This window comes from Flavisolibacter tropicus, assembly GCF_001644645.1.
Lineage (GTDB): Bacteria > Bacteroidota > Bacteroidia > Chitinophagales > Chitinophagaceae > Flavisolibacter > Flavisolibacter tropicus.
Window position 1 is genome coordinate 3,197,698 of record NZ_CP011390.1, and the last position, 20,399, is coordinate 3,218,096.

Consider the following 20,399-nt stretch of genomic DNA (forward strand, 5'->3'; position numbering starts at 1 on the left):
TAACCAACCATACAACAGGCGCCATATAGTTTCGTGGAGACACGAACCTAGGCGATTGGAGGATTACAAACCCATTGGTGGGACAGGTGCGTCTGCCTTTGGTATAAATTACGGAAGCCAAGGCAGTGATGTCGCCGGGAAGCCGTTGTATAACGGAAATATTTCAACTACCACACTGGCGTTAAGTAAGTTCCGGGGCGGTGATCCGGTGGGCTACAGCTATGGTTACGACCAGTTAAACCGGTTAAAAGAGATGCGCCAACACAACTTAACTGCGGCGACAACTACCTGGGGTAGTGCCTCCGCTGGGGAGCCCTATAAAGAAAGCTATAGCTATGATGCTAATGGCAATATACTTAGCCTTTTGCGCAATGGTACAACCCAGGCCGGTAAACCCCTGCAAATGGACCAACTGACATACAACTACCTGCCCAATACCAATAAACTCGCTTATGTCGCAGATGCCATTGGGGATAATAATTACACAGAAGATATCGATAACCAGGCGGTTGGCAATTACCGCTATGATAAGATTGGTAATTTGATTGGCGATGTCAAGGAAGGTCTTACGGACATCCAGTGGTCGGTGTATGGCAAGATTCGTAGTATCACCAAAGCTGGTGGCTCTACCATTTCTTACAGCTATGATGCAGCGGGTAACCGCATTGCTAAGTCAGTGACTACTGGCGGGGTTACTACCACTACTTATTACATCCGCGATGCCCAAGGTAATACGCTGGCCGTGTACGAGGGCACAGCCAAAAAAGAGCAGTACCTCTATGGTTCTTCCCGACTAGGGGTGTATGATCCCGCCCTTGACCAGCGCAGCTACGAGCTGACCAACCACCTGGGTAACGTGCTGGCTGTGGTCAGCGAACACAAGGTGACGACCGCCTCCGGCAACGAGGCCGATGTGCTCAGTCAGCAGGACTACTATCCCTTCGGGATGGAGATGCCAGAAGGGAAATGGGGCAACAGCTACCGCTATGGCTTTAATGGCAAAGAAAAGGATGGAGAAACGGACACCCAGGATTACGGCATGCGGATTTATAATCCAGCACTAGGCCGCTTCTTGAGCGTGGATCCAATAACAAAGAATTATCCTATGTTAACGCCTTATCAATTCGCATCAAATAGCCCAATTTCAGGTGTGGATTTAGATGGCTTAGAATATTATTATGCAGCAGATGGAAATTTTATTGCAAAGTCCAGAGACAATAATACACAAGTACGGGTAATTCAGTCCAAAGATGTGGCGACAGCCTGGCAATTGCTTCGAAGAAAAGAAGGTGCAACTGTAGTGGACTTAAATAAGATCAGTATAGATGTTGGTATAAGTAATGCAGAACTAAATACGAGAGCATTCTTGAGTACATTAAAGCAAACTGAAAATCATGGAAATGATCCATTACCTTATAATGCAATGCATGGCTTTATTAAAGGTAAATTAAAAACGTTTACCGATAAGAGCTATGAAGAGGCGCCCGAAGAATATAAAAATCATCCTTATGAAGGAAAAAAAGGTGGTACCGCCGCAGGTGCATATCAATTGCTACGGCCTACATTCAATGCGCAAAAGAAATCTAATCCATTAGTTAAAGATTTCGGACCCAATGGCCAAGATTATGCAGTTCTTGGAATATTAAATACGCCTGGAATCGATGCTTTGGAACCAATTAAAGCTGGAGATTTAAACACTGCTATAAAGCGTTTAATTAAAGACAAATGGGGAAACACTCAATTCGCTTCACTGCCAGGAGGAGGACAGGAAGCATCGGATATGACAATGGATAAGTTAAAAGAATTGTTTAAGAAAAATGTTTCAAACGAGCTAAATGGAAAGTCTAATATATCATTGCCAAAAGGCGAAACATTACCTAAATAATTAAAATAAAATGAATAAAGGCATCTGTTCAATATTAATTTTAGTGGCTATTTTGGGGGAAGCGTGTAAAAACCAAACTATAGGTGGGGACAACAAATATAAAAAGTCAAAAGTTGATTCGTCAATTATTGTGCAAAGTTCAGATGATGAGAATTATAGTGATTCGATAGCTATTTACTTTACCTCAATCGCCTCTGATTCATCATATTCATTATCAATTAAAACATATTCAGAGAGTAAGAAGCTTAAACAATATCCCTGTGTGATTAAACAAGAGTTGGTTTTCAAAGTTCAAGATAGTGTCATAAGTAAAAAGCTAGTGCCACTTAGTAATGTTCTAGTAGAAAATGATAAAAGAAGGTTTTTAAAATATGTAATAAATGGAGTAGCTATAGATAGCATAAATGAACAAAAGATTTATATGCTTTACCTATATGCAGCAAATGGAGAGGCTGAGAACTATTATTATTATGACATGAAAGGCAAACTATTATTCTCTCAAAACTGTAATAAGACTGGGTGTAAAGTTGAAGCATTTAATTTTGATAAGAAAGCTGCCATAGATTACACAAATCATTCAAATGATTTAAAAATTAAAAATATTGAGGGAATTTGCATTTATTGATTTTAAAGTCTTGTGTTCTAAAACTTCACTAAACATAAAATTCATTTTATTGTTTTAATTTCTAAGATGAACCAACTCCTTCCCACTTTTATATTTATTACCTAATGTTTTTGGCCCAATGTTGCCTGATTAAAAGCAACATTGGGCCAAAAAGAGCAGTACCTCTATGGCTCCTCCAGGTTGAGGTGTATGATCCCTCGCTAGACCAGCGCAGCTACGAGTTGACCAACCACCTGGACAACGTGCTGGCTGTGGTGAGTGGACATAAGGTGGCAACCGCCTCCGGCAACGAAGTGAATATACTTAGTCAACAGGATTACTATCCCTTCGGGATGGGCCTACCCGAACGGAAATGGGGCAACAGTTACCGCTATGGCTTTAATGGCAAAGAAAACGATAAAGAATCAGGCACACAGGATTATGGGCTAAGGATTTATAATCCGGCACTAGGCAGGTTCCTAAGCGTCGATCCCTTGACGAAATCATATCCCATGTTAACACCATACCAGTTTGCCAGCAATAGCCCAATAGACGGGATTGATTTGGATGGTTTGGAATATCTTTCTTTTCATAAATCAATGTACCGAATGGAGTATCAAGTTATGCGACAGGATATTAAAATGGGTGACGGTACAAAGCAAACAGTAACGACTTCAAGTACAGTCGTGAACACTGTATATTCAAACATCCCTGCAGCCTTACAGGACTCAAAAGCCGCTAGCTTTAAATTTGTTGGAGGGGGGCCTGTAACTACAATGGGAAGAGATTATGATCCAAATGTTGATGGTGCATGGCAAGTTGATTGGTCAAAGTATTATGCCAATGGTCCGTCATTTTATGGTGCAGCAGAAGGGGGTAAGTCAACAAATGGGATTCAGAGTTTAAAAGGAAATGCTTCGATGCAGCGACAAGTACTTGCGCAAAATATTAATGGTGTTGGCGGTGCTTTTGGCGCAAATGGCGCTGGCGGTATGATAGTTAATCGAAGAAGTGTAGCAACATGGAAAGCGCTTACTCTAGAAGGTGATCTGCGCAATGGGTTTTATAATGCAACGCAAATGGTAGATTACTACATGAATAATAACATGATTGGCAATTCTGGGAAAGATTTATCAGGAGGTGCAGATAGAGCTATGTTGATAAACTTCCTTAGTGATGGTTATTTGCCAACAGCTGAAACTGATAAATTTAAAGGACCAGAATTTACTAGTTTTAGAAGGAACGCTTATGAAAAGCAATTAACTGTTGCGTGGCATGGCTTGGAAATTATGCAAGCTCAAAACATAACAATAAGAGAAGAAACAAAATCTTCAATTAGGTCAATTGTTGGAAAATATCTGCAAGACGGAGGTAACACCACTCCTACAAATGCTATAAATGAAAAATTGGACGGAATTAAATAGTTTAACAATGAGACAATTATTTATTTTTTTTAGTTTGTTTGTTTTATGGATTGGTTGCTCCTCAACTAATCACGATGACAGAATTGGGCTTATATATAGGTCAGTCAGTATGATGAAAACGCTTGATACTACAGGTCTTAAAGCTATTGTTGATACCTCTTACTATTATGAAATCTACGGTTCTGAAGGATTTAATAATATAGTACAGTTTACAAGTAAAAAGATTAATGCTTGTGGTATTCCAGCAAAAAATAAACTTAGCTCAACTGAAAACACTCAATTGCATTATACTGAATTTATTATGCCATTTTGCCGCGACCATGTAGATAGTTTAACAAATGAGAGCTTTGATTTAGTTTTTCGTTTTTTCGACTATGAGAGTAGCGAAAAAATTGGTTTTATCAATATTAATAAGTCACCATCCCAGCTAAACAAACCAAAACCAACTAGATCATTACCCCAATAACTATTTCTACATGCAATTAACTTTCCCATCAAGTTTTCCTTTATTCTAACAGGTATATAGCCTTGATATGTGGGTACGAAAGACCTAAAAGCTTGGATTGATGCAATAGAGCAATGAGTTGCCTTGCAGGTATGAACTGTTAACAATTATGCAACGTACCGGCCGTGGTCAGTGAGCACAAGGTGACTACCACATCCGGCAGTGAAGCCGGCGTGCTCAGCCAACAGGACTACTCTCCCTTCGGAATAAAAGCCCGAAGGAATAGTAGTCTTGGGCACTTGTCACATTGGCTTTATAACAATCCACATCTCCATCGTTATCTATATCTACATCCACTCTCTTATCTTACTGGGACCAGTAGTTTTGTATGGATTTGTAAATGGTTAAAGCTGCGTCAATTCTTTCTTTCGATTAGTAACAGTAGTGAAGAGTTCTCAAGTAATAGTCCCATCTTCTTTTGCTTTTTTATAATGCATAGCTTGTAAGTGTAAAAATTAGGACGGTTGCTTTTCAACTCATAAAAGCTTAGAGATGCTTCCTTGTTGCCAAGTAATTTCATGAAAGACCTTCCAACAAAACATTTGTTCTGATCTACACGAGCCGGCTCACAGCTTAATTCATCGCCTGGATAACGCAGAGATATTTCGTTGTCCTCAGTTTTTTTGAATGTTTTACATTCCCCAATAAAAACTGTATCAGCATAGCTTTCCGACTTTTTAAGAGCCTTGGAGAAGAAAAGCATCTTACCCTGTATGTAGATAGCATTTCCGATGAAAAGTTTTTCCTGAGCTTTAAAATCTATATCGACAGGATTTGCAACACCCAATTGAAGATTGGTATTGACGACTTTTGTTATTACCCATTTTTGTTTTCCTTGTGAGAGAACTACAAAAGGTATAAGCAAAACCAATATCAACAATCTTAAAGCTTTAATAAATATTCTTTGCCTCATATAATTTTATCTATTTTTTTCATCCGGTATTTTCCCTGCAGTGCCTTGGGACGAGATGGGGTCGGGACCTCCTGTTTGTCCATTTACCGCGTCCTTTGCAGTCTGCTTAGTGGTCTTGTTATTTATAACATCAAAGTGGATGTAAACTCCTTCTGAGTAGAGCAAATTTTCTGCATACCGGCGTTTTTTTATGCCTTCACCTCCTGCCATGTATTCCAGAAAAAAGTTCTCTCCGCTGTACTTGGTTCCGTCTTGTGTATAATGCGACATCTTTCCTGGGCCCATATTGAATGATGCGTCGTATAAAGCGTTCTTTTGATTTTCACTCAAAGTATACCCTTTTAATAAGTTGTCCGCTTTTTGAAAAATATCTTTTGAGTCTTTTCTAAACAAAGCTTCAGCATCTGCCGCAGAAATTTTTCCACCGACGGTATATGGCTCAACTTTCTTAATTAGGTGGCCGAAGCCTATCGTTGGATTGCCTAAGTGGTCGTTATAGCCAACATGATTGCCTTCCTTATCAGTATTCACTCCTTCATATGCTTTTTTAAACGAAACAATAGTTGGGTCAGGTATTTGATTTCCGTAGTAGTAGGTTGTTTTTCCACCATGATTTGACTGTATCAATACACCGTCACCAAGAGGCCCTGCTTCTGGCAGGCTAATTTTTGTCTTTGTTATTTTATCTTCAGTAAAGTCATAGATGTAAATCTGTTTCTCTTTGCCATCCAAATCAACACTTCTAATGACATCGTTTTCGGCATAGCAATATGGGCTATTCCAAGCAAATGATTTAAACAGCGGGTCAACACTCAGGAACCTTCCTAACCTAGGATTATAAACCCTAAAGCCATAATCGTATTGATTTCCAACACCGCTTACTTCCTGATCCTGCTCTTTTCCGTTGAAGCCGTAGCGGTATTGATTTGTAGTTGTATAAGTTCTGCTTGGCAGGCCCATCCCGAAGGGAGAGTAGTCCTGTTGGCTGAGCACGCCGGCTTCACTGCCGGATGTGGTAGTCACCTTGTGCTCACTGACCACGGCCGGTACGTTGCATAATTGTTAACAGTTCATACCTGCAAGGCAACTCATTGCTCTATTGCATCAATCCAAGCTTTTAGGTCTTTCGTACCCACATATCAAGGCTATATACCTGTTAGAATAAAGGAAAACTTGATGGGAAAGTTAATTGCATGTAGAAATAGTTATTGGGGTAATGATCTAGTTGGTTTTGGTTTGTTTAGCTGGGATGGTGACTTATTAATATTGATAAAACCAATTTTTTCGCTACTCTCATAGTCGAAAAAACGAAAAACTAAATCAAAGCTCTCATTTGTTAAACTATCTACATGGTCGCGGCAAAATGGCATAATAAATTCAGTATAATGCAATTGAGTGTTTTCAGTTGAGCTAAGTTTATTTTTTGCTGGAATACCACAAGCATTAATCTTTTTACTTGTAAACTGTACTATATTATTAAATCCTTCAGAACCGTAGATTTCATAATAGTAAGAGGTATCAACAATAGCTTTAAGACCTGTAGTATCAAGCGTTTTCATCATACTGACTGACCTATATATAAGCCCAATTCTGTCATCGTGATTAGTTGAGGAGCAACCAATCCATAAAACAAACAAACTAAAAAAAATAAATAATTGTCTCATTGTTAAACTATTTAATTCCGTCCAATTTTTCATTTATAGCATTTGTAGGAGTGGTGTTACCTCCGTCTTGCAGATATTTTCCAACAATTGACCTAATTGAAGATTTTGTTTCTTCTCTTATTGTTATGTTTTGAGCTTGCATAATTTCCAAGCCATGCCACGCAACAGTTAATTGCTTTTCATAAGCGTTCCTTCTAAAACTAGTAAATTCTGGTCCTTTAAATTTATCAGTTTCAGCTGTTGGCAAATAACCATCACTAAGGAAGTTTATCAACATAGCTCTATCTGCACCTCCTGATAAATCTTTCCCAGAATTGCCAATCATGTTATTATTCATGTAGTAATCTACCATTTGCGTTGCATTATAAAACCCATTGCGCAGATCACCTTCTAGAGTAAGCGCTTTCCATGTTGCTACACTTCTTCGATTAACTATCATACCGCCAGCGCCATTTGCGCCAAAAGCACCGCCAACACCATTAATATTTTGCGCAAGTACTTGTCGCTGCATCGAAGCATTTCCTTTTAAACTCTGAATCCCATTTGTTGACTTACCCCCTTCTGCTGCACCATAAAATGACGGACCATTGGCATAATACTTTGACCAATCAACTTGCCATGCACCATCAACATTTGGATCATAATCTCTTCCCATTGTAGTTACAGGCCCCCCTCCAACAAATTTAAAGCTAGCGGCTTTTGAGTCCTGTAAGGCTGCAGGGATGTTTGAATATACAGTGTTCACGACTGTACTTGAAGTCGTTACTGTTTGCTTTGTACCGTCACCCATTTTAATATCCTGTCGCATAACTTGATACTCCATTCGGTACATTGATTTATGAAAAGAAAGATATTCCAAACCATCCAAATCAATCCCGTCTATTGGGCTATTGCTGGCAAACTGGTATGGTGTTAACATGGGATATGATTTCGTCAAGGGATCGACGCTTAGGAACCTGCCTAGTGCCGGATTATAAATCCTTAGCCCATAATCCTGTGTGCCTGATTCTTTATCGTTTTCTTTGCCATTAAAGCCATAGCGGTAACTGTTGCCCCATTTCCGTTCGGGTAGGCCCATCCCGAAGGGATAGTAATCCTGTTGACTAAGTATATTCACTTCGTTGCCGGAGGCGGTTGCCACCTTATGTCCACTCACCACAGCCAGCACGTTGTCCAGGTGGTTGGTCAACTCGTAGCTGCGCTGGTCTAGGGCAGGGTCATAGCCCCCCAGGCGGGAGGAGTAATAGATATGCTGCTCGAACGCTTGTGGACATAAACCCCGACTAGCGACTGTTTTTATTCTTGGAATTTCGGAAAAATTGGCTTTACAGTCATTCAGGTAATTCCTTTGCTGTTATGCGTGGATGCTTGTAATTAACAAACCCCTTCTTTAAAGAGTCAAGCCAGATATGATATAATTCATTCTGAGAAAGGCCCTTATCAATTTCACTGTTCCTTCCACTCTGATGCTTAAAAATAGAGCTATCTGCATTTAGCAGATATAAGTAAAGTGCATAATCATAATTGTCAGAAGCTGGCACTTCATAAGATTTACAAATGATAGTGTCATTCAAAGAAATATATAGTATATCCTTGTATTCTTCAGTGTGAGTAGTATAAACCCTATTACGCCCAGGCTTACCGCCATGAAAATTATTAGTCGAATAAACATAGATAGGATTATCGTAGCCTACGCTAAAGCTATCTTCTAAAGTTAATGTTACTGTTCTCTCAGGTTTATAGTATTTAATGTAAACAGGAAACTCGTTACTATATTTTACTTCAACAGATTGATTTTTATCTATTCTCTTTAAACTGTCAATACCCTTCAACTTAAATAGGTTGAAGTTATTAAAATAAACAGGTTTCTCTTTTTTATCTGTCATCTTAATGCTATTACACTGGGAAAAGATCAAACACCAAAATACAATGGATAAATTGAACCTTATTAAGGGAGCCTTCCACATAAATTAATTATTTTAATCATTCACTGTAGATATATTGCCTGCTGTTTTCTTTTCAGTGCTAAATTGAACACCGCCCATGCTCGTGGTAGTTCCGTCCGGTGTTACTTTTAGGTACTTACCTTGATTTGCGCCATTCCCATCCGATTGACTCATCATCCAATTTAGGATACCTCCATAAAATCTACCATTCTTCAAGTTACTAGAATAACTGTAAGATTTATGACCATAAACTGTGGTATTCATATCCTTACTTATTAACTGCAAAACCTGTGTACACTTATTTGCGTTGCAATGTCCCATTAAGGTTTGACTTCCTTCGGATCTGAACTTACCTAATAGCTGGAATAAATGTGATGTTTTTTCATTGTAATTAGTAGGAACACCGTTAGCATCTACTTGAAGCTGATTTTCACCAAACTCAAGTTTATGGGGCTGACCGTCAGTCCTCTTTTCAAAATGCTGGGTACCATGAAAGTCTATAATAGCATCCTTAAATGAAACATTATTTTCAATAGCATAAGTAATACCTTTGAAAACCATTTCTTCTAAGTTTCCAGCACCTATCGCTGCAAAGTTCTCGCTCTTTGCATCCAGCCCATTAAAGAATTCTGCATCATATGAGTATGCTGACATTGCTTCAATTGTTTCATGTTCCTCATCTTTATTTACCAACTTTTCATTAGGAATAAAAGCTACATTAATTATTGCTTTTTTGTTAACCTCATAAATGGAAGATGTTGATGCTCCAGTTCTAAGATCATAGGTATGTTTATAAATCTGACCAGCACCTAAAGGTTTTAATTCAGGTGCAAAACGGAAAGTTGTAGGCTTATTACTGCCATTTACAAATATTGCAACCCACTCTTCCAAGCCGTCTAGATCAATTGCCATTATAGGTTTATTGCCTGCAAATTGATAAGGGGTATAGAATGGATAATTTTTTGTCAAAGGGTCAATACTCAAGAACTTTCCTAGCCGGGGATCATAGACTCTGAACCCATAATCATATTGTGCTCCTGAGCCCTTTACTTCAGGATCATGCTCTTTGCCGTTAAAGCCATAGCGGTAACTGTTTCCCCATTTCCGATCGGGTAGGCCCATCCCGAAGGGATAGTAGTCTTGCTGGCTGAGCACATCGGCTTCATTGCCGGAGGCGGTGGTCACCTTGTGTTCGCTCACCACTGCCAGCACGTTGCCCAGGTGGTTGGTCAGCTCGTAGCTACGCTGGTCAAGGGCGGGATCATACACACCCAGCCGCGAAGAGCCATAAAGGTATTGCTCTTTTTTGGCTGTGCCCTCGTACACGGCCAGCGTATTACCTTGGGCATCGCGGATGTAATAAGTAGTGGTAGTAACCCCGCCAGTAGTCACTGACTTAGCAATGCGGTTACCCGCTGCATCATAGCTGTAAGAAATGGTAGAGCCACCAGCTTTGGTGATACTACGAATCTTGCCATACACCGACCACTGGATGTCCGTAAGACCTTCCTTGACATCGCCAATCAAATTACCAATCTTATCATAGCGGTAATTGCCAACCGCCTGGTTATCGATATCTTCTGTGTAATTATTATCCCCAATGGCATCTGCGACATAAGCAAGTTTATTGGTATTGGGCAGGTAGTTGTATGTCAGTTGGTCCATTTGCAGGGGTTTACCGGCCTGGGTTGTACCATTGCGCAAAAGGCTAAGTATATTGCCATTAGCATCATAGCTATAGCTTTCTTTATAGGGCTCCCCAGCGGAGGCACTACCCCAGGTAGTTGTCGCCGCAGTTAAGTTGTGTTGGCGCATCTCTTTTAACCGGTTTAACTGGTCGTAACCATAGCTGTAGCCCACCGGATCACCGCCCCGGAACTTACTCAACGCCAGTGTGGTAGTTGAAATATTTCCGTTATACAACGGCTTCCCGGCGACATCACTGCCTTGGCTTCCGTAATTTATACCAAAGGCAGACGCACCTGTCCCACCAATGGGTTTGTAATCCTCCGCGTAATAACCCAGAGAGAATGCCAGCACATCTCGCGCATTATCGCGCATATCGTTTGCCGTATTGCTCCAACCATCTTTTTTACGCCGTTGTTGGTGTTCCTCCTAGCCCTTGCGCCGCGGCTGCACCAACAACTTATCCTAAGTACAGGTAACTTTCCACTCCCATCTGGCACAAGTACACCACGCAGTCAAAAGCCTGCCCTGCATACCTGTGCCCGATGAAGAGGAAAGATTAATTCGATCTCTAACCGGCTTAATTTTTCCGGCTCACAAAATTCATGACTAGTCTAACACCAAAACTGCCCCAATCTTTATACGGCTTTTTGATAACAATTTTAGGTGTATAGGTAGATCCCTGTGAAGAATAAAATTGTAATATGTCGCCTGGTGCATCTTTGCTGAGATTATTATGAAATTCGTAAGTAACACCGAGACCCATGCTACCCAATTTGAATAAGACACCAGGCGTTACGTTCAGGAATATATTACCCATAGATGATTCAGTGTAGTCTTTTCCAGCTAAGAAAAGCGAGAGACCGGCATCTGTAAACAAAAGCATTCGGTCATTAAACAATCCCACTGTAGGGCCAAGACCGGCACTCATCATAACACCCTTTCTGTTTGCGGTTTCTGTTTTCAGCTCCACTTCGTTATTATTTTGGTAACTAACCTCATAGGTTGGCGAGTTCATAACATAAGCTACTTCAAAAAGCCAGTGAAAATATTTAGAGGATCGATTACTGAACTGCAAAGCGATCTTTTGAAATTGTTTGTCATTCACGTTATCTGTTTTGTAATCCAGCCCTGTGTAGCCAAATTGAAACATCGTGTATTTGTCAAACGCTTGGCCGATAGCTTTCAACTGTTGGTAGCGTTCAATGTCTGCTTTCATGGCTGCAGATTCGGGCAAAAGACCCGTAGAATTACCGCATCCGCCCATATATAAATTGTATTCATTGATTGCTTTCTTCCAATCGGCCTCTTCTCCGCTTTCTTTAGCCGCAGCAATCAATTTCTCCACTTTGGCCATGGCACTGAAGCAATACATTGTCGGATCATATGATTGATTGCTCTCCTTCTTGTTTGAATTGCTTCCGGTTTGATAAGGCGCTGCCAGCTCACGCATGCTGCCATTTGTATATTCCCCAACGTACAATGGTGACAACTTTTCAATTCGTGAATAGGTCTGCTTGTATTTGTCGTCCACATACTCATTGAAATCAACCTGGAAAACAGAATACCCTTTTTTACGATACTGATCAATGATCGCCTGGCGTACATTCACTAAAAACGTTGTTGATGATCGTACAGTCTGATACAATTCTGGTCCCGTGCCTTTTGCACCAACGCCATCAAAAAAGGCCCACTCTGACTTCACTGAAGACTTTGTAGTTATTTGATTGGCGTAAATAGAACTTGCTGCATTGAATTCATTTCTTTGTATTTGTTCGGTTTTGTTGCCGAATGCATTCGATAACATCGTTCTGTATTCTGAACTCGGACTGTTGGCATACTGTTTATAGGGTTCGCTGGCGTCGAGCCTGTAGATATAACTGCTAACGAGAAGGATCCTCAATTCACTGCTATTAGGCAATCCGAATTCTTGATAAAAGAAAACAACGTTGCGTTCATCCGGCCTGTTCTCCTGACCAAAACTTTTTTGTGTTCCGAAAAAGGTCATAAATAGAACAGCGAGGGTCATCAATTTTGCTAGCCGTTTGGTTCTATGTTTCATCATGTACGTTTAAGGTTTTTATGATAGTAATTGGCTTAAAGATGCGGTCGAATAAAAAATTACACACGACTTGTGCAGTTTTTTTTATTATCGATAGGTCTCAGCACAGTCAGATTAGAGTCCAAACGGGGTCCTCATCGCATAGCCTTGTGCGAAAGCATGAGCCTCGCTGCAAAAAAGATCGGTTTATTCTTCCTTGACGCATATATCCACCTGTAGTAAGGCTTTAAATCTGTATCTTTCCGCCTTTTCGTATACACCCTTTACCTACCATGCAAAAAAGAAATTTAGCCCTTGATTACACCAAGGCCGTTCTTGTTGTGGGCATGATACTATCACATAGTATTCAGCTTGTAAAAACGGACCAGAATAATCTAACCAACAACCTTCTTAATTTATTTTCCACCTACATCAACCTGGTAACCTTTTCAGGTTTCTTCTTCTGTTTTGGCTTTGTCTATTACCTGGCCTACTTCAAAAAGGATTTCACCCAAGTCAAGGGAAATATATTGGAGACCGGCTTAAAGACACTGGGGGCCTACTATGTTTCGGCATTTGCCTATAGACTCTTTTTTAGTGACAACTTTCCTGTAACAGCAAAAGGGTTGCTGAATATCCTGCTACTCTTCGATATACCAAGCCTAGCAGAGTTTTTATTATCCTTCTTTGCCGTCACCATTATTTGCTACCTGTTTTTTAATACCATCAAAAAAAGGCTTTCTAAAAAATGGCTTTTGGCAAGCGCCATCATATCGCTTCTTTCATCTTGCCTGGTACCTTATGATCTTATTCAAAACAACCATTTAGGTCTACTTATAGGAACGCACAACTTCCCCTGCTTCCCGGTTCTTCAATACTTACCTTATTTCCTGGCAGGCATCTACTTTGCACAACACAAAATTACCTTCAACAGATATGCTCTTTTTGTATCACTCCTGGCAACGGGAGCGTTCATGGTCTACTTGCTTGTAAATAGAAGTTCCCCTCACCGTTTCCCTCCTTCCTTTTTTTGGATCATAGGCGCTGCGGGAATTATCTATATCTATTATTTAGCAGCCTTGTGGCTCAACAAGCGGTTTACCCCAATCCACTACTTGCTTTCTATAGGAAACAACACCTTATTTTACCTGCTGGTCAGTAATCTGATTCTCTTTACTACTCACAAACAAGTAGCTCTATTGGTAAATGGCAACGGCGTATGGGCAGTTTTGTATGGGGTGGCCATACTGGCACTGATTCATTTTCTAATTAAGCTGGTACGGCCACAGGAAAAGATAGCAGCAAAACCGGAGCTGCAAGCTATCAAGATACCTGCCGCTCATTATGAAAAGTCTTATCCTTAACAGGCCGGGTTGTTGAAATTCTTTGCTTCGATGGTCAAGAGGAATAGATGCTTAAGCGTTCAAGCAGTGTCTCAGCTTGCACGCAAGGCTATGCGACGAAGACCCTTCTGTAACCTAAAAAGACCTAATTTGAGCTGACACAAGTCGTAGAGAAGTGGAGCTTACTACCAACATAACTTATACTACCAATGAATTCAATTTTGTCTGGTATTGATATCCTATTGGCTAGCCCGCCTGCATGGAAAGACAGCCGAATTGGTTTAGTAACAAACCATGCAGCTTGTACCGCCAACTTCAAACCTTCTCGGCAGGCCTTACTGGAGGCGGGGTTCAGGATCACCCGGTTGTTTTCTCCTGAACATGGGCTGGATACTATTGGCGTGGATGGAGAGGAAATGAAGGATGGGATTGATCCATTGACAGGACTTCCGGTTACGAGTCTGTATGGTAGTAAGTTGGCGCCCGATCAAAAAGACCTGGCCGAAGTGGACGTGATCCTATTCGATATTCCGGATATCGGTTGCCGGTTCTATACCTATCTATGGACAATGACCCATGTGATGGAAGCCTGTGCGGCTCATGAGAAGCACCTGGTAATCGCCGACAGGCCCAATCCCTTATCGGGTAGATTAGACCTGGCAGAAGGCCCCTTGCTGGATGAGCACAACTGCAACAGCTTTATCGGAAGATGGAGCATTCCAATTAGACATAGCTGTACACTGGGCGAACTGGCGCTTTATTTCAAGTCAACAGGGAGCAGCCAAATCTTACAGACAAACGCTGATTCTTTCCAATTGGATGTAATCCGCTGCCATAAATGGCAGCGGATACTATTCTATCCCCAATGCTACCATTCATTTGTGCCGACATCCCCAGCTATACCGGTTTTTGAGTCCGCACTATTGTATCCTGGTCTGGGCCTGCTAGAGGCTACCAATATCAGTGAAGGAAGAGGAACAGCAACACCATTCCGCGTTGCCGGTGCTCCCTGGATGGATGGCACTCGCGTAGCTTCCCTCATTAATGAACTACATCCAAACGGCGTAGTGGCCCGCCCCATCAATTTTACACCCGCAGAAGGAAAATATGCCGGGCAAAAATGTAATGGCATTATGCTTCATGTTACGGATCCTGCTGTCTTCAGGCCGGTTGGACTTGGGTGGTTGCTGATCCGCCTCATTAAAAAACTTCATCCTGCCTTTTTCACATGGGCACCCTATCCTACGTATGTAAATCATGCCGGGGCTCGACATCTCGATCTGCTGACAGGGTTAAAAGATGCTGAATCACTGGTTGCAGGCTTAAGCGAAAATGACATCGAAGACATTGGCAGTTATACGAATCCTGGAGATTGGCGGAACAGAGTAGCCCCTTATTTATTGTATCAGCCGTAAGGCGTTAGTGAAGGAAGGCCCCTCTTTTTATTTTGCTTTGTGATTTATATTGAGATAACTGCTACAGATTTACAAAGATCTGAGTTTAATCAAAGTGCGCTCTCCATCTCCAAGCCAAAGCTCTCCTGCCTTCATATTCCACTCTGTGGATTTTGATAAGGCATCCAAAAACGTAGCTTCCAATGCTGCTGCAGTTTCATTCGAACATACAACCTTACTCAGGGAGTCAGGTGAAAACCGGATGGTTTGATGCTTGCCTGCAACAAAACCTGCTGACAACCTGTTGCAACCCGTGCTGCCTGATATCTTGCCTGGTGTAAATTCAAAACTGGATTTAGCCGAGTCAGAAACCTGCTGCCCCTGGAGCTCAGCCAGTTTCCATTTGCTTCTGAACAGAACTTCCGTTTGCGATGTCAACTGTTTGGTATTACTGCAATAGTTCAGAAAAAGTAAGGTTGCTATAATTGCCGTTGACCATAAACTCTTTTTCATAACAATTACATTGTGATAACTGATACTGAATTGCTGCCGGATTTATGTTTCAATGGAGTTATGGATAAGATTGGACAAGTAATCCTTGAGGCCGGTTTGCAAAAGAGACAGACTTGTTATGTAGAAGCCCATTCGCGCCTTTATTAAAGTTATGAACTTTTATGCCTTATTGTTGCACCTTTAGAGTTATGTGTTGTAACTGCACTAACAACCGAAATGGTAGCCAGCAACAAATGCCTTTTCACTACTTGAAGTCAAGCTATATCTTCATTTAATAACCTCGTGCAAGCAACGAAGCCCCGCTATAACAAAGAGCGCTAGTTCTTTCCGTTTGTTGGAATTACTTTTTACTTGCTCTCCCTTGCCAATATTTCAACCATAGCACGCACTTCTTCTTCATCAGCTATATAAACATTTCCATAATCACTAACCTGCGTATTAATATAAGTAAGTGGATTAGGTGCTATTTTCCGTGCAGACGCATGATATTCCTTCGCTTTACTTTCTTTCTGGAGTTGGGCAATATTGGAAGATTTTATGCCTGCCCCGGGCATTATGGATATACGACCATTAGCCTGTTGTACCAGTTTACCCAACAATTCTCCAGCTTCAGGTGCAGCCGCTTTTTGCCCGGAAGTCAGTACGCGCTCACAGCCACAAGCAATAATGTCTTCCAGGGCCTTAAAGGGATCTGGTGTTCCATCAAAAGCCCGGTTGCAAGTGACACCCATAGGGCCAGCCCATTCTACAATTTTTTTCAGCCATTCGGTATCTATTTCACCGGTTATAGTTGCTGTACCAACAGATATACCATCACAACCCAACTCCTTGGAAATGGCGATATCCTTTTTAATGATAGCATACTCCTCATCGTCATAAAAATAGTTGCCGGAACGTGGACGTATGATCGGATATAAGCGGATGGCTATCCGCTCTCTTGCCTGCTTGATAGTACCATAACTGGGCGTAGTACCGCCTTCAATGGGGTTATCACAAAGTTCTACACGCTTCGCTCCTGCCCTTTCCGCTATTATGCATGATTGTACATTAAATGCACAGACTTCTAATATTGATCTTTCAGCCATTCCGCTATCTCATTGTTTACTGTTCAAATATATTTCACCTCTACTACCAAAAATGGAGAATAGTAAAACGTTATTCGTAACTTATCAATGATTAGCATCTCGACCCCGCCGTATCTTATTCCATTAGCAAAGCCACACGTAGGAGACACGATGAGACCGAAAATAGGCTAGAACATCTCATGCCTTCTTTACTAAACTATCTGACTTCAGGCTGATCCTGATCTCTGGAGTTACTATCAGGCCGTTTGCTATCGGTTGGCAATATGTTGCCTTGTATAGTGTTGCCCCTTTCCTCCCGGAACGTATTTTGAGAAAAGGAGCGAGTAGCATTTCTACTTTCATTTCTATTAATAAGTCCCCTATCATTAATCGGCATATGCGCCTTCTTCTTTCTACGCACAAGCGTGACGATTGCATACCCCATTATTAATATAAAAGCAACAAAGAAAAAAAACAATAAACTGAACATAAATTGGATTTTATTATAGTAGCCTATCACAAAAACCATGCTTTCATATCCAATTGATATCACGCTGAAGATTAATAATACGGTGATGTAGAGCTATGCAAAAAGATAATGAATAATCACCTCTCTATCCCTGCAGCACATAAGCCAGGTGGTGAGGCTCAGCGAGTAAGAAAGCTCTTCATTCATTCCTTTGATAGACGAAGTTGTTTGCCCTGCGTTTTATCCAAATAGGCATTAGGATTATGTTCCAATGCCCCTTTGGGCAACCATTGCCACCAACTACCCAGGTCTTTTTGAATAATATGGAGATAAAAAGAAGGCAACTGTGTTGTTTCCCCTTCAAAATATTGACGGAAAGGCCGATCTTCTACTAATTGTCGCCGCAGCTTTTTATAAAAACGCAGGCGCCCTAACCCTTCAGAAGAAATAGCACGCATCACATTCATCCACTGGGTAGTGCCATTAGCGTTCGCCCGTAATCGTCTATAAATAGCTTTGGGTGAAAACGAATAGGCCGTGAGGTCAATAACCTTATCATAGAAGTCTACCCACTCATAATTCTTAGGCTTAAGATTCATGGCCAGGTGATTATTCAAAAAATGGAAGGGAAAGGGAAGCACCCTGCCTGATCGTTGATATTCAAGGTTAAGCGGGGCGGCTTGACCAAATGCAGTTAAAAGGGAGTACCCGGGAAAAGCGGCAGGCGATTGATCTACAAATCGTTTGGTCAGTTCAAAAGGATCTGCTCCTACATCACTATCCAACCCCAGGACAAAATTGGTTTGAACATAAGGCACATATTGAAACATCTTATTAACGTGGGCAGAAATACGGTCTACCTTTTCTGCTCCGGTAATATGCGATGTTTTTGACTTATTACCGAGCTCGTACCACGATTCCACACCGGGAAGCAAGGCTTCAAAACCATTACGTTTCATTTCAGCTAAATGGGCTTCCGTTAAAATGGACAAACTACTTTCTGCAATGAACCGAAAACTTCTGAGCGGCGCAGCGGAAGCAATGGCTTCCATGTTATCCTTAAAGTGCACCCCAAAATTGGGATCGTGCCAAACTATAAGCGGCCTTTTGAACTGGGTCAGCAAAAAGCGCAGATCTGCCTTGATTACATCGAAGTCCATAGCTTGGTAGGGCACTACCGAATCAATACAGAAAGAACAAGTATAGGGGCACCCAAGGCTGCCAATCATTGGAACGATCTTCAGAAAAGGAGCTTTTTTCAGCGTAGGGGCTATAAACTTCCATCGTTCAATAACACCTGGCAAATGAGTAGGCTGTTGCTTTTCTGACAGGGTAATACCCAGTGGGCGTTGTGGGCCATAATTGGCTAATAGACCAACGATAGTGGATTTGTGTGTAAATCCTAAAACGTAATCAAAATATTGGATGGCGTCATCCGGATAGCAGCGGGCATGCGGGCCTCCCAACACGGTAACGGCACCTCGGCTTTGAAAATAGTTGCTAAGTGCATAGGCTAATAAAGCCGCCTGGGTAAAAGCACAAATAAACACGACATCAACTTTCTCCGGCATTTCGCTACGGAGATCTTCTCTACCCGTATAACAGATCATTGTTACCTTATGTCCCTGTTGTTCACACCAAGCAGCCACCACCTGGGGCATAATACTAGCCAAATTAGCATACATGATCTGCGCCCAGAAAGTATTTGCTGGCCCTTTTCCAACCAAGTCAATGACACCAACCTTTAGTGACTTCATAATGAGAGTATTAAGCTGGCTTTAACCTCAAAATCACTCTATATGGGGCGTACGGTGTGAGTTAGTTATAGAAGCAGTAAGCCGTAGAAGTAAGGATTAGTAAATTACTAAAAGAAACAGATGAATCAAATAGTCCTTGTTTTAAATTCAAATGGCCAGTGCAAGTCTTCTATGCGCTTGGCAATGGAAGTAACCTTACTGCGGCACAAGTTGGCTTGGCTACAAAAGCCCGCCCATAAAGACCTGCACCAGAATTAGGAATGCGCCAGTCCGGCGCATTCATTAAGCTGTTTGTATAAGAATAAGTATAGTGGCTGCTATCAACACAAATGAGGCAATGACATATCCTCTTGCAGCTCTTTTCTGTTTAACCAATTGAACAATACAAAGTATTGGGATCACAACTAAAAGCAAAAGCATTGGAATGGACAGAAACTCAAACACCGCTCCAACGAAGGCATATTGATAAACATCAGAAATTAATACCTGGGCGGATAGATAAAAGAGAAATACCAAAACGCTAAGTACCAGGATCACTTTAGAAGCTTTCCGATGCTCAACAAGGCTTATACGTTCATTTGTTTCACGCATAGTATAAGGTATTTATGTTGTACTAAACAGGAGTTCTGTTGCTTAAAAACTATAAGAAAGTTGAAGGGTTGGTAATCGCTTTTACCAACCCTTCAACTTTAATCTGCATGAAACAGCTCATCCATTTCCGTCCAGATCTTATGTTTTTCCAATGCCTCTTTTAATGGCAATTGACAGGGATCTGTTTCACGCCACCAACGCTGCGTAACTGTATCTGCAGCCATTTTACTCATGTCCTTTTGGAAGTCATTTCCAGTGTATTCAAAATAGCTGAACAAAAAATATTGCTCATCTAATTTTTGAAGGTAGATAGAATAGTTTTGAATATTACATTCCTTGATCTTGCTGATCACCTGTGGCCAGGGCTTTGCATGCAACTGCTTATAATAATCCAGCTTTTCGGGTTTAACACCTGTAATCATACCATAGCGTACAGGGGTGATAGCAGAAGACTGTACTATTGTCGAAGGCTTTTCTTTTTGCTCCAGGTTACAACTGGCAAACAAAAACACAAAGAATAATGCGATTAATTGATACTTCTTCATTCGTTTTAATTTCTATTAAATAATTCTATTGATACAAAATGTAATAGGGTATAGT

The 20,399-nt window shown here is 41.1% G+C and carries 19 protein-coding genes; 6 read left to right on the plus strand and 13 right to left on the minus strand.

The window, feature by feature from the left end; translation table 11 throughout:
• The first annotated feature begins 55 nt into the window (after window positions 1-55).
• The 4 genes from SY85_RS13550 (at window position 56) to SY85_RS13565 (ending at window position 4,379) form a co-directional block, all read left to right on the plus strand.
• Window positions 56-1,885: an RHS repeat-associated core domain-containing protein gene (locus SY85_RS13550; protein ID WP_066405347.1), complete on the plus strand. Its 1,830-nt coding sequence runs from the start codon at window positions 56-58 to the stop codon at window positions 1,883-1,885.
• Window positions 1,886-1,895: 10 nt separating this feature from the next.
• The gene (locus tag SY85_RS13555; RefSeq protein WP_066405349.1) at window positions 1,896-2,510 is read left to right on the plus strand and encodes a hypothetical protein; all 615 of its coding nucleotides are present in this window, start codon (window positions 1,896-1,898) and stop codon (window positions 2,508-2,510) included.
• Between the two features lie 221 nt (window positions 2,511-2,731).
• Window positions 2,732-3,913, plus strand: coding sequence for an RHS repeat-associated core domain-containing protein (locus SY85_RS13560; RefSeq protein ID WP_066405357.1), 1,182 nt, complete (start codon window positions 2,732-2,734; stop codon window positions 3,911-3,913).
• Window positions 3,888-4,379, plus strand: coding sequence for a hypothetical protein (locus tag SY85_RS13565; protein WP_148661194.1), 492 nt, complete (start codon window positions 3,888-3,890; stop codon window positions 4,377-4,379). Before SY85_RS13560 ends, SY85_RS13565 begins: the two co-directional genes overlap by 26 nt.
• 394 nt (window positions 4,380-4,773) lie before the next feature.
• Here SY85_RS13565 and SY85_RS13570 read toward each other — a convergent pair whose 3' ends face one another.
• The 7 genes from SY85_RS13570 to SY85_RS13600 all read right to left on the minus strand — a co-directional run bounded on the left by SY85_RS13570 (window position 4,774) and on the right by SY85_RS13600 (window position 12,692).
• Complete coding sequence (locus tag SY85_RS13570; RefSeq protein WP_066405354.1) at window positions 4,774-5,331, minus strand: hypothetical protein; 558 nt, start codon at window positions 5,329-5,331, stop codon at window positions 4,774-4,776.
• Window positions 5,332-5,337: 6 nt separating this feature from the next.
• The gene (locus SY85_RS13575) at window positions 5,338-6,324 is read right to left on the minus strand and encodes an RHS repeat-associated core domain-containing protein (RefSeq protein ID WP_148661193.1); all 987 of its coding nucleotides are present in this window, start codon (window positions 6,322-6,324) and stop codon (window positions 5,338-5,340) included.
• A gap of 212 nt (window positions 6,325-6,536) precedes the next feature.
• A complete protein-coding gene (locus SY85_RS13580) occupies window positions 6,537-7,028 on the minus strand; it encodes a hypothetical protein (protein ID WP_148661194.1) in 492 nt (163 codons plus the stop codon).
• Window positions 7,003-8,184 (minus strand): RHS repeat-associated core domain-containing protein, encoded by a 1,182-nt coding sequence (locus SY85_RS13585; RefSeq protein WP_066405357.1) that lies wholly within the window; start codon window positions 8,182-8,184, stop codon window positions 7,003-7,005. The genes SY85_RS13580 and SY85_RS13585 overlap by 26 nt, the downstream gene beginning before the upstream one ends.
• A gap of 142 nt (window positions 8,185-8,326) precedes the next feature.
• Entirely contained in the window at window positions 8,327-8,881 is a 555-nt protein-coding gene (locus SY85_RS13590) for a hypothetical protein (RefSeq protein WP_066405359.1), read from the minus strand.
• Window positions 8,882-8,974: 93 nt separating this feature from the next.
• Window positions 8,975-11,002, minus strand: a complete 2,028-nt coding sequence (locus tag SY85_RS13595; RefSeq protein ID WP_066405361.1) for an RHS repeat domain-containing protein — start codon at window positions 11,000-11,002, stop codon at window positions 8,975-8,977.
• A gap of 205 nt (window positions 11,003-11,207) precedes the next feature.
• Window positions 11,208-12,692, minus strand: a complete 1,485-nt coding sequence (locus SY85_RS13600; RefSeq protein WP_148661195.1) for a hypothetical protein — start codon at window positions 12,690-12,692, stop codon at window positions 11,208-11,210.
• Window positions 12,693-12,961: 269 nt separating this feature from the next.
• On the opposite strand from SY85_RS13600, the gene SY85_RS13605 reads away from it, so the two are divergent.
• The gene (locus SY85_RS13605; RefSeq protein WP_066405365.1) at window positions 12,962-14,032 is read left to right on the plus strand and encodes an acyltransferase family protein; all 1,071 of its coding nucleotides are present in this window, start codon (window positions 12,962-12,964) and stop codon (window positions 14,030-14,032) included.
• A gap of 188 nt (window positions 14,033-14,220) precedes the next feature.
• Window positions 14,221-15,426: an exo-beta-N-acetylmuramidase NamZ family protein gene (locus SY85_RS13610; protein ID WP_066405366.1), complete on the plus strand. Its 1,206-nt coding sequence runs from the start codon at window positions 14,221-14,223 to the stop codon at window positions 15,424-15,426.
• 69 nt (window positions 15,427-15,495) lie between these two features.
• On the opposite strand, the gene SY85_RS13615 is transcribed toward SY85_RS13610, so the two are convergent.
• The 6 genes from SY85_RS13615 to SY85_RS13640 all read right to left on the minus strand — a co-directional run bounded on the left by SY85_RS13615 (window position 15,496) and on the right by SY85_RS13640 (window position 20,344).
• On the minus strand, window positions 15,496-15,918 hold the full coding sequence (locus SY85_RS13615; protein ID WP_066405367.1) for an META domain-containing protein: 423 nt from the start codon (window positions 15,916-15,918) through the stop codon (window positions 15,496-15,498).
• Window positions 15,919-16,265: 347 nt separating this feature from the next.
• Window positions 16,266-17,003 (minus strand): copper homeostasis protein CutC, encoded by a 738-nt coding sequence (locus SY85_RS13620; RefSeq protein WP_066405368.1) that lies wholly within the window; start codon window positions 17,001-17,003, stop codon window positions 16,266-16,268.
• Between the two features lie 196 nt (window positions 17,004-17,199).
• Entirely contained in the window at window positions 17,200-17,472 is a 273-nt protein-coding gene (locus tag SY85_RS25655; RefSeq protein WP_066405370.1) for a hypothetical protein, read from the minus strand.
• Between the two features lie 182 nt (window positions 17,473-17,654).
• The gene (locus SY85_RS13630; protein WP_066405372.1) at window positions 17,655-19,208 is read right to left on the minus strand and encodes a B12-binding domain-containing radical SAM protein; all 1,554 of its coding nucleotides are present in this window, start codon (window positions 19,206-19,208) and stop codon (window positions 17,655-17,657) included.
• Window positions 19,209-19,490: 282 nt separating this feature from the next.
• Entirely contained in the window at window positions 19,491-19,799 is a 309-nt protein-coding gene (locus SY85_RS13635) for a hypothetical protein (RefSeq protein ID WP_066405374.1), read from the minus strand.
• Between the two features lie 98 nt (window positions 19,800-19,897).
• On the minus strand, window positions 19,898-20,344 hold the full coding sequence (locus tag SY85_RS13640) for an L-rhamnose mutarotase (RefSeq protein ID WP_082886435.1): 447 nt from the start codon (window positions 20,342-20,344) through the stop codon (window positions 19,898-19,900).
• Between the last annotated feature and the right edge of the window lie 55 nt (window positions 20,345-20,399).

What these genes read in the sequence shown, in the direction of transcription:
- SY85_RS13555 (WP_066405349.1), top strand. Translation starts at nt 1,896, where the DNA reads ATGAATAAAGGCATCTGTTCAATATTAATTTTAGTGGCTATTTTGGGG.
- SY85_RS13565 (WP_148661194.1), top strand. Translation starts at nt 3,888, where the DNA reads ATGAAAAATTGGACGGAATTAAATAGTTTAACAATGAGACAATTATTT.
- SY85_RS13570 (WP_066405354.1), bottom strand. Translation starts at nt 5,331, where the DNA reads ATGAGGCAAAGAATATTTATTAAAGCTTTAAGATTGTTGATATTGGTT.
- SY85_RS13580 (WP_148661194.1), bottom strand. Translation starts at nt 7,028, where the DNA reads ATGAAAAATTGGACGGAATTAAATAGTTTAACAATGAGACAATTATTT.
- SY85_RS13590 (WP_066405359.1), bottom strand. Translation starts at nt 8,881, where the DNA reads ATGACAGATAAAAAAGAGAAACCTGTTTATTTTAATAACTTCAACCTA.
- SY85_RS13595 (WP_066405361.1), bottom strand. Translation starts at nt 11,002, where the DNA reads ATGCGCGATAATGCGCGAGATGTGCTGGCATTCTCTCTGGGTTATTAC.
- SY85_RS13600 (WP_148661195.1), bottom strand. Translation starts at nt 12,692, where the DNA reads ATGATGAAACATAGAACCAAACGGCTAGCAAAATTGATGACCCTCGCT.
- SY85_RS13605 (WP_066405365.1), top strand. Translation starts at nt 12,962, where the DNA reads ATGCAAAAAAGAAATTTAGCCCTTGATTACACCAAGGCCGTTCTTGTT.
- SY85_RS13610 (WP_066405366.1), top strand. Translation starts at nt 14,221, where the DNA reads ATGAATTCAATTTTGTCTGGTATTGATATCCTATTGGCTAGCCCGCCT.
- SY85_RS13615 (WP_066405367.1), bottom strand. Translation starts at nt 15,918, where the DNA reads ATGAAAAAGAGTTTATGGTCAACGGCAATTATAGCAACCTTACTTTTT.
- SY85_RS13620 (WP_066405368.1), bottom strand. Translation starts at nt 17,003, where the DNA reads ATGGCTGAAAGATCAATATTAGAAGTCTGTGCATTTAATGTACAATCA.
- SY85_RS25655 (WP_066405370.1), bottom strand. Translation starts at nt 17,472, where the DNA reads ATGTTCAGTTTATTGTTTTTTTTCTTTGTTGCTTTTATATTAATAATG.
- SY85_RS13630 (WP_066405372.1), bottom strand. Translation starts at nt 19,208, where the DNA reads ATGAAGTCACTAAAGGTTGGTGTCATTGACTTGGTTGGAAAAGGGCCA.
- SY85_RS13635 (WP_066405374.1), bottom strand. Translation starts at nt 19,799, where the DNA reads ATGCGTGAAACAAATGAACGTATAAGCCTTGTTGAGCATCGGAAAGCT.
- SY85_RS13640 (WP_082886435.1), bottom strand. Translation starts at nt 20,344, where the DNA reads ATGAAGAAGTATCAATTAATCGCATTATTCTTTGTGTTTTTGTTTGCC.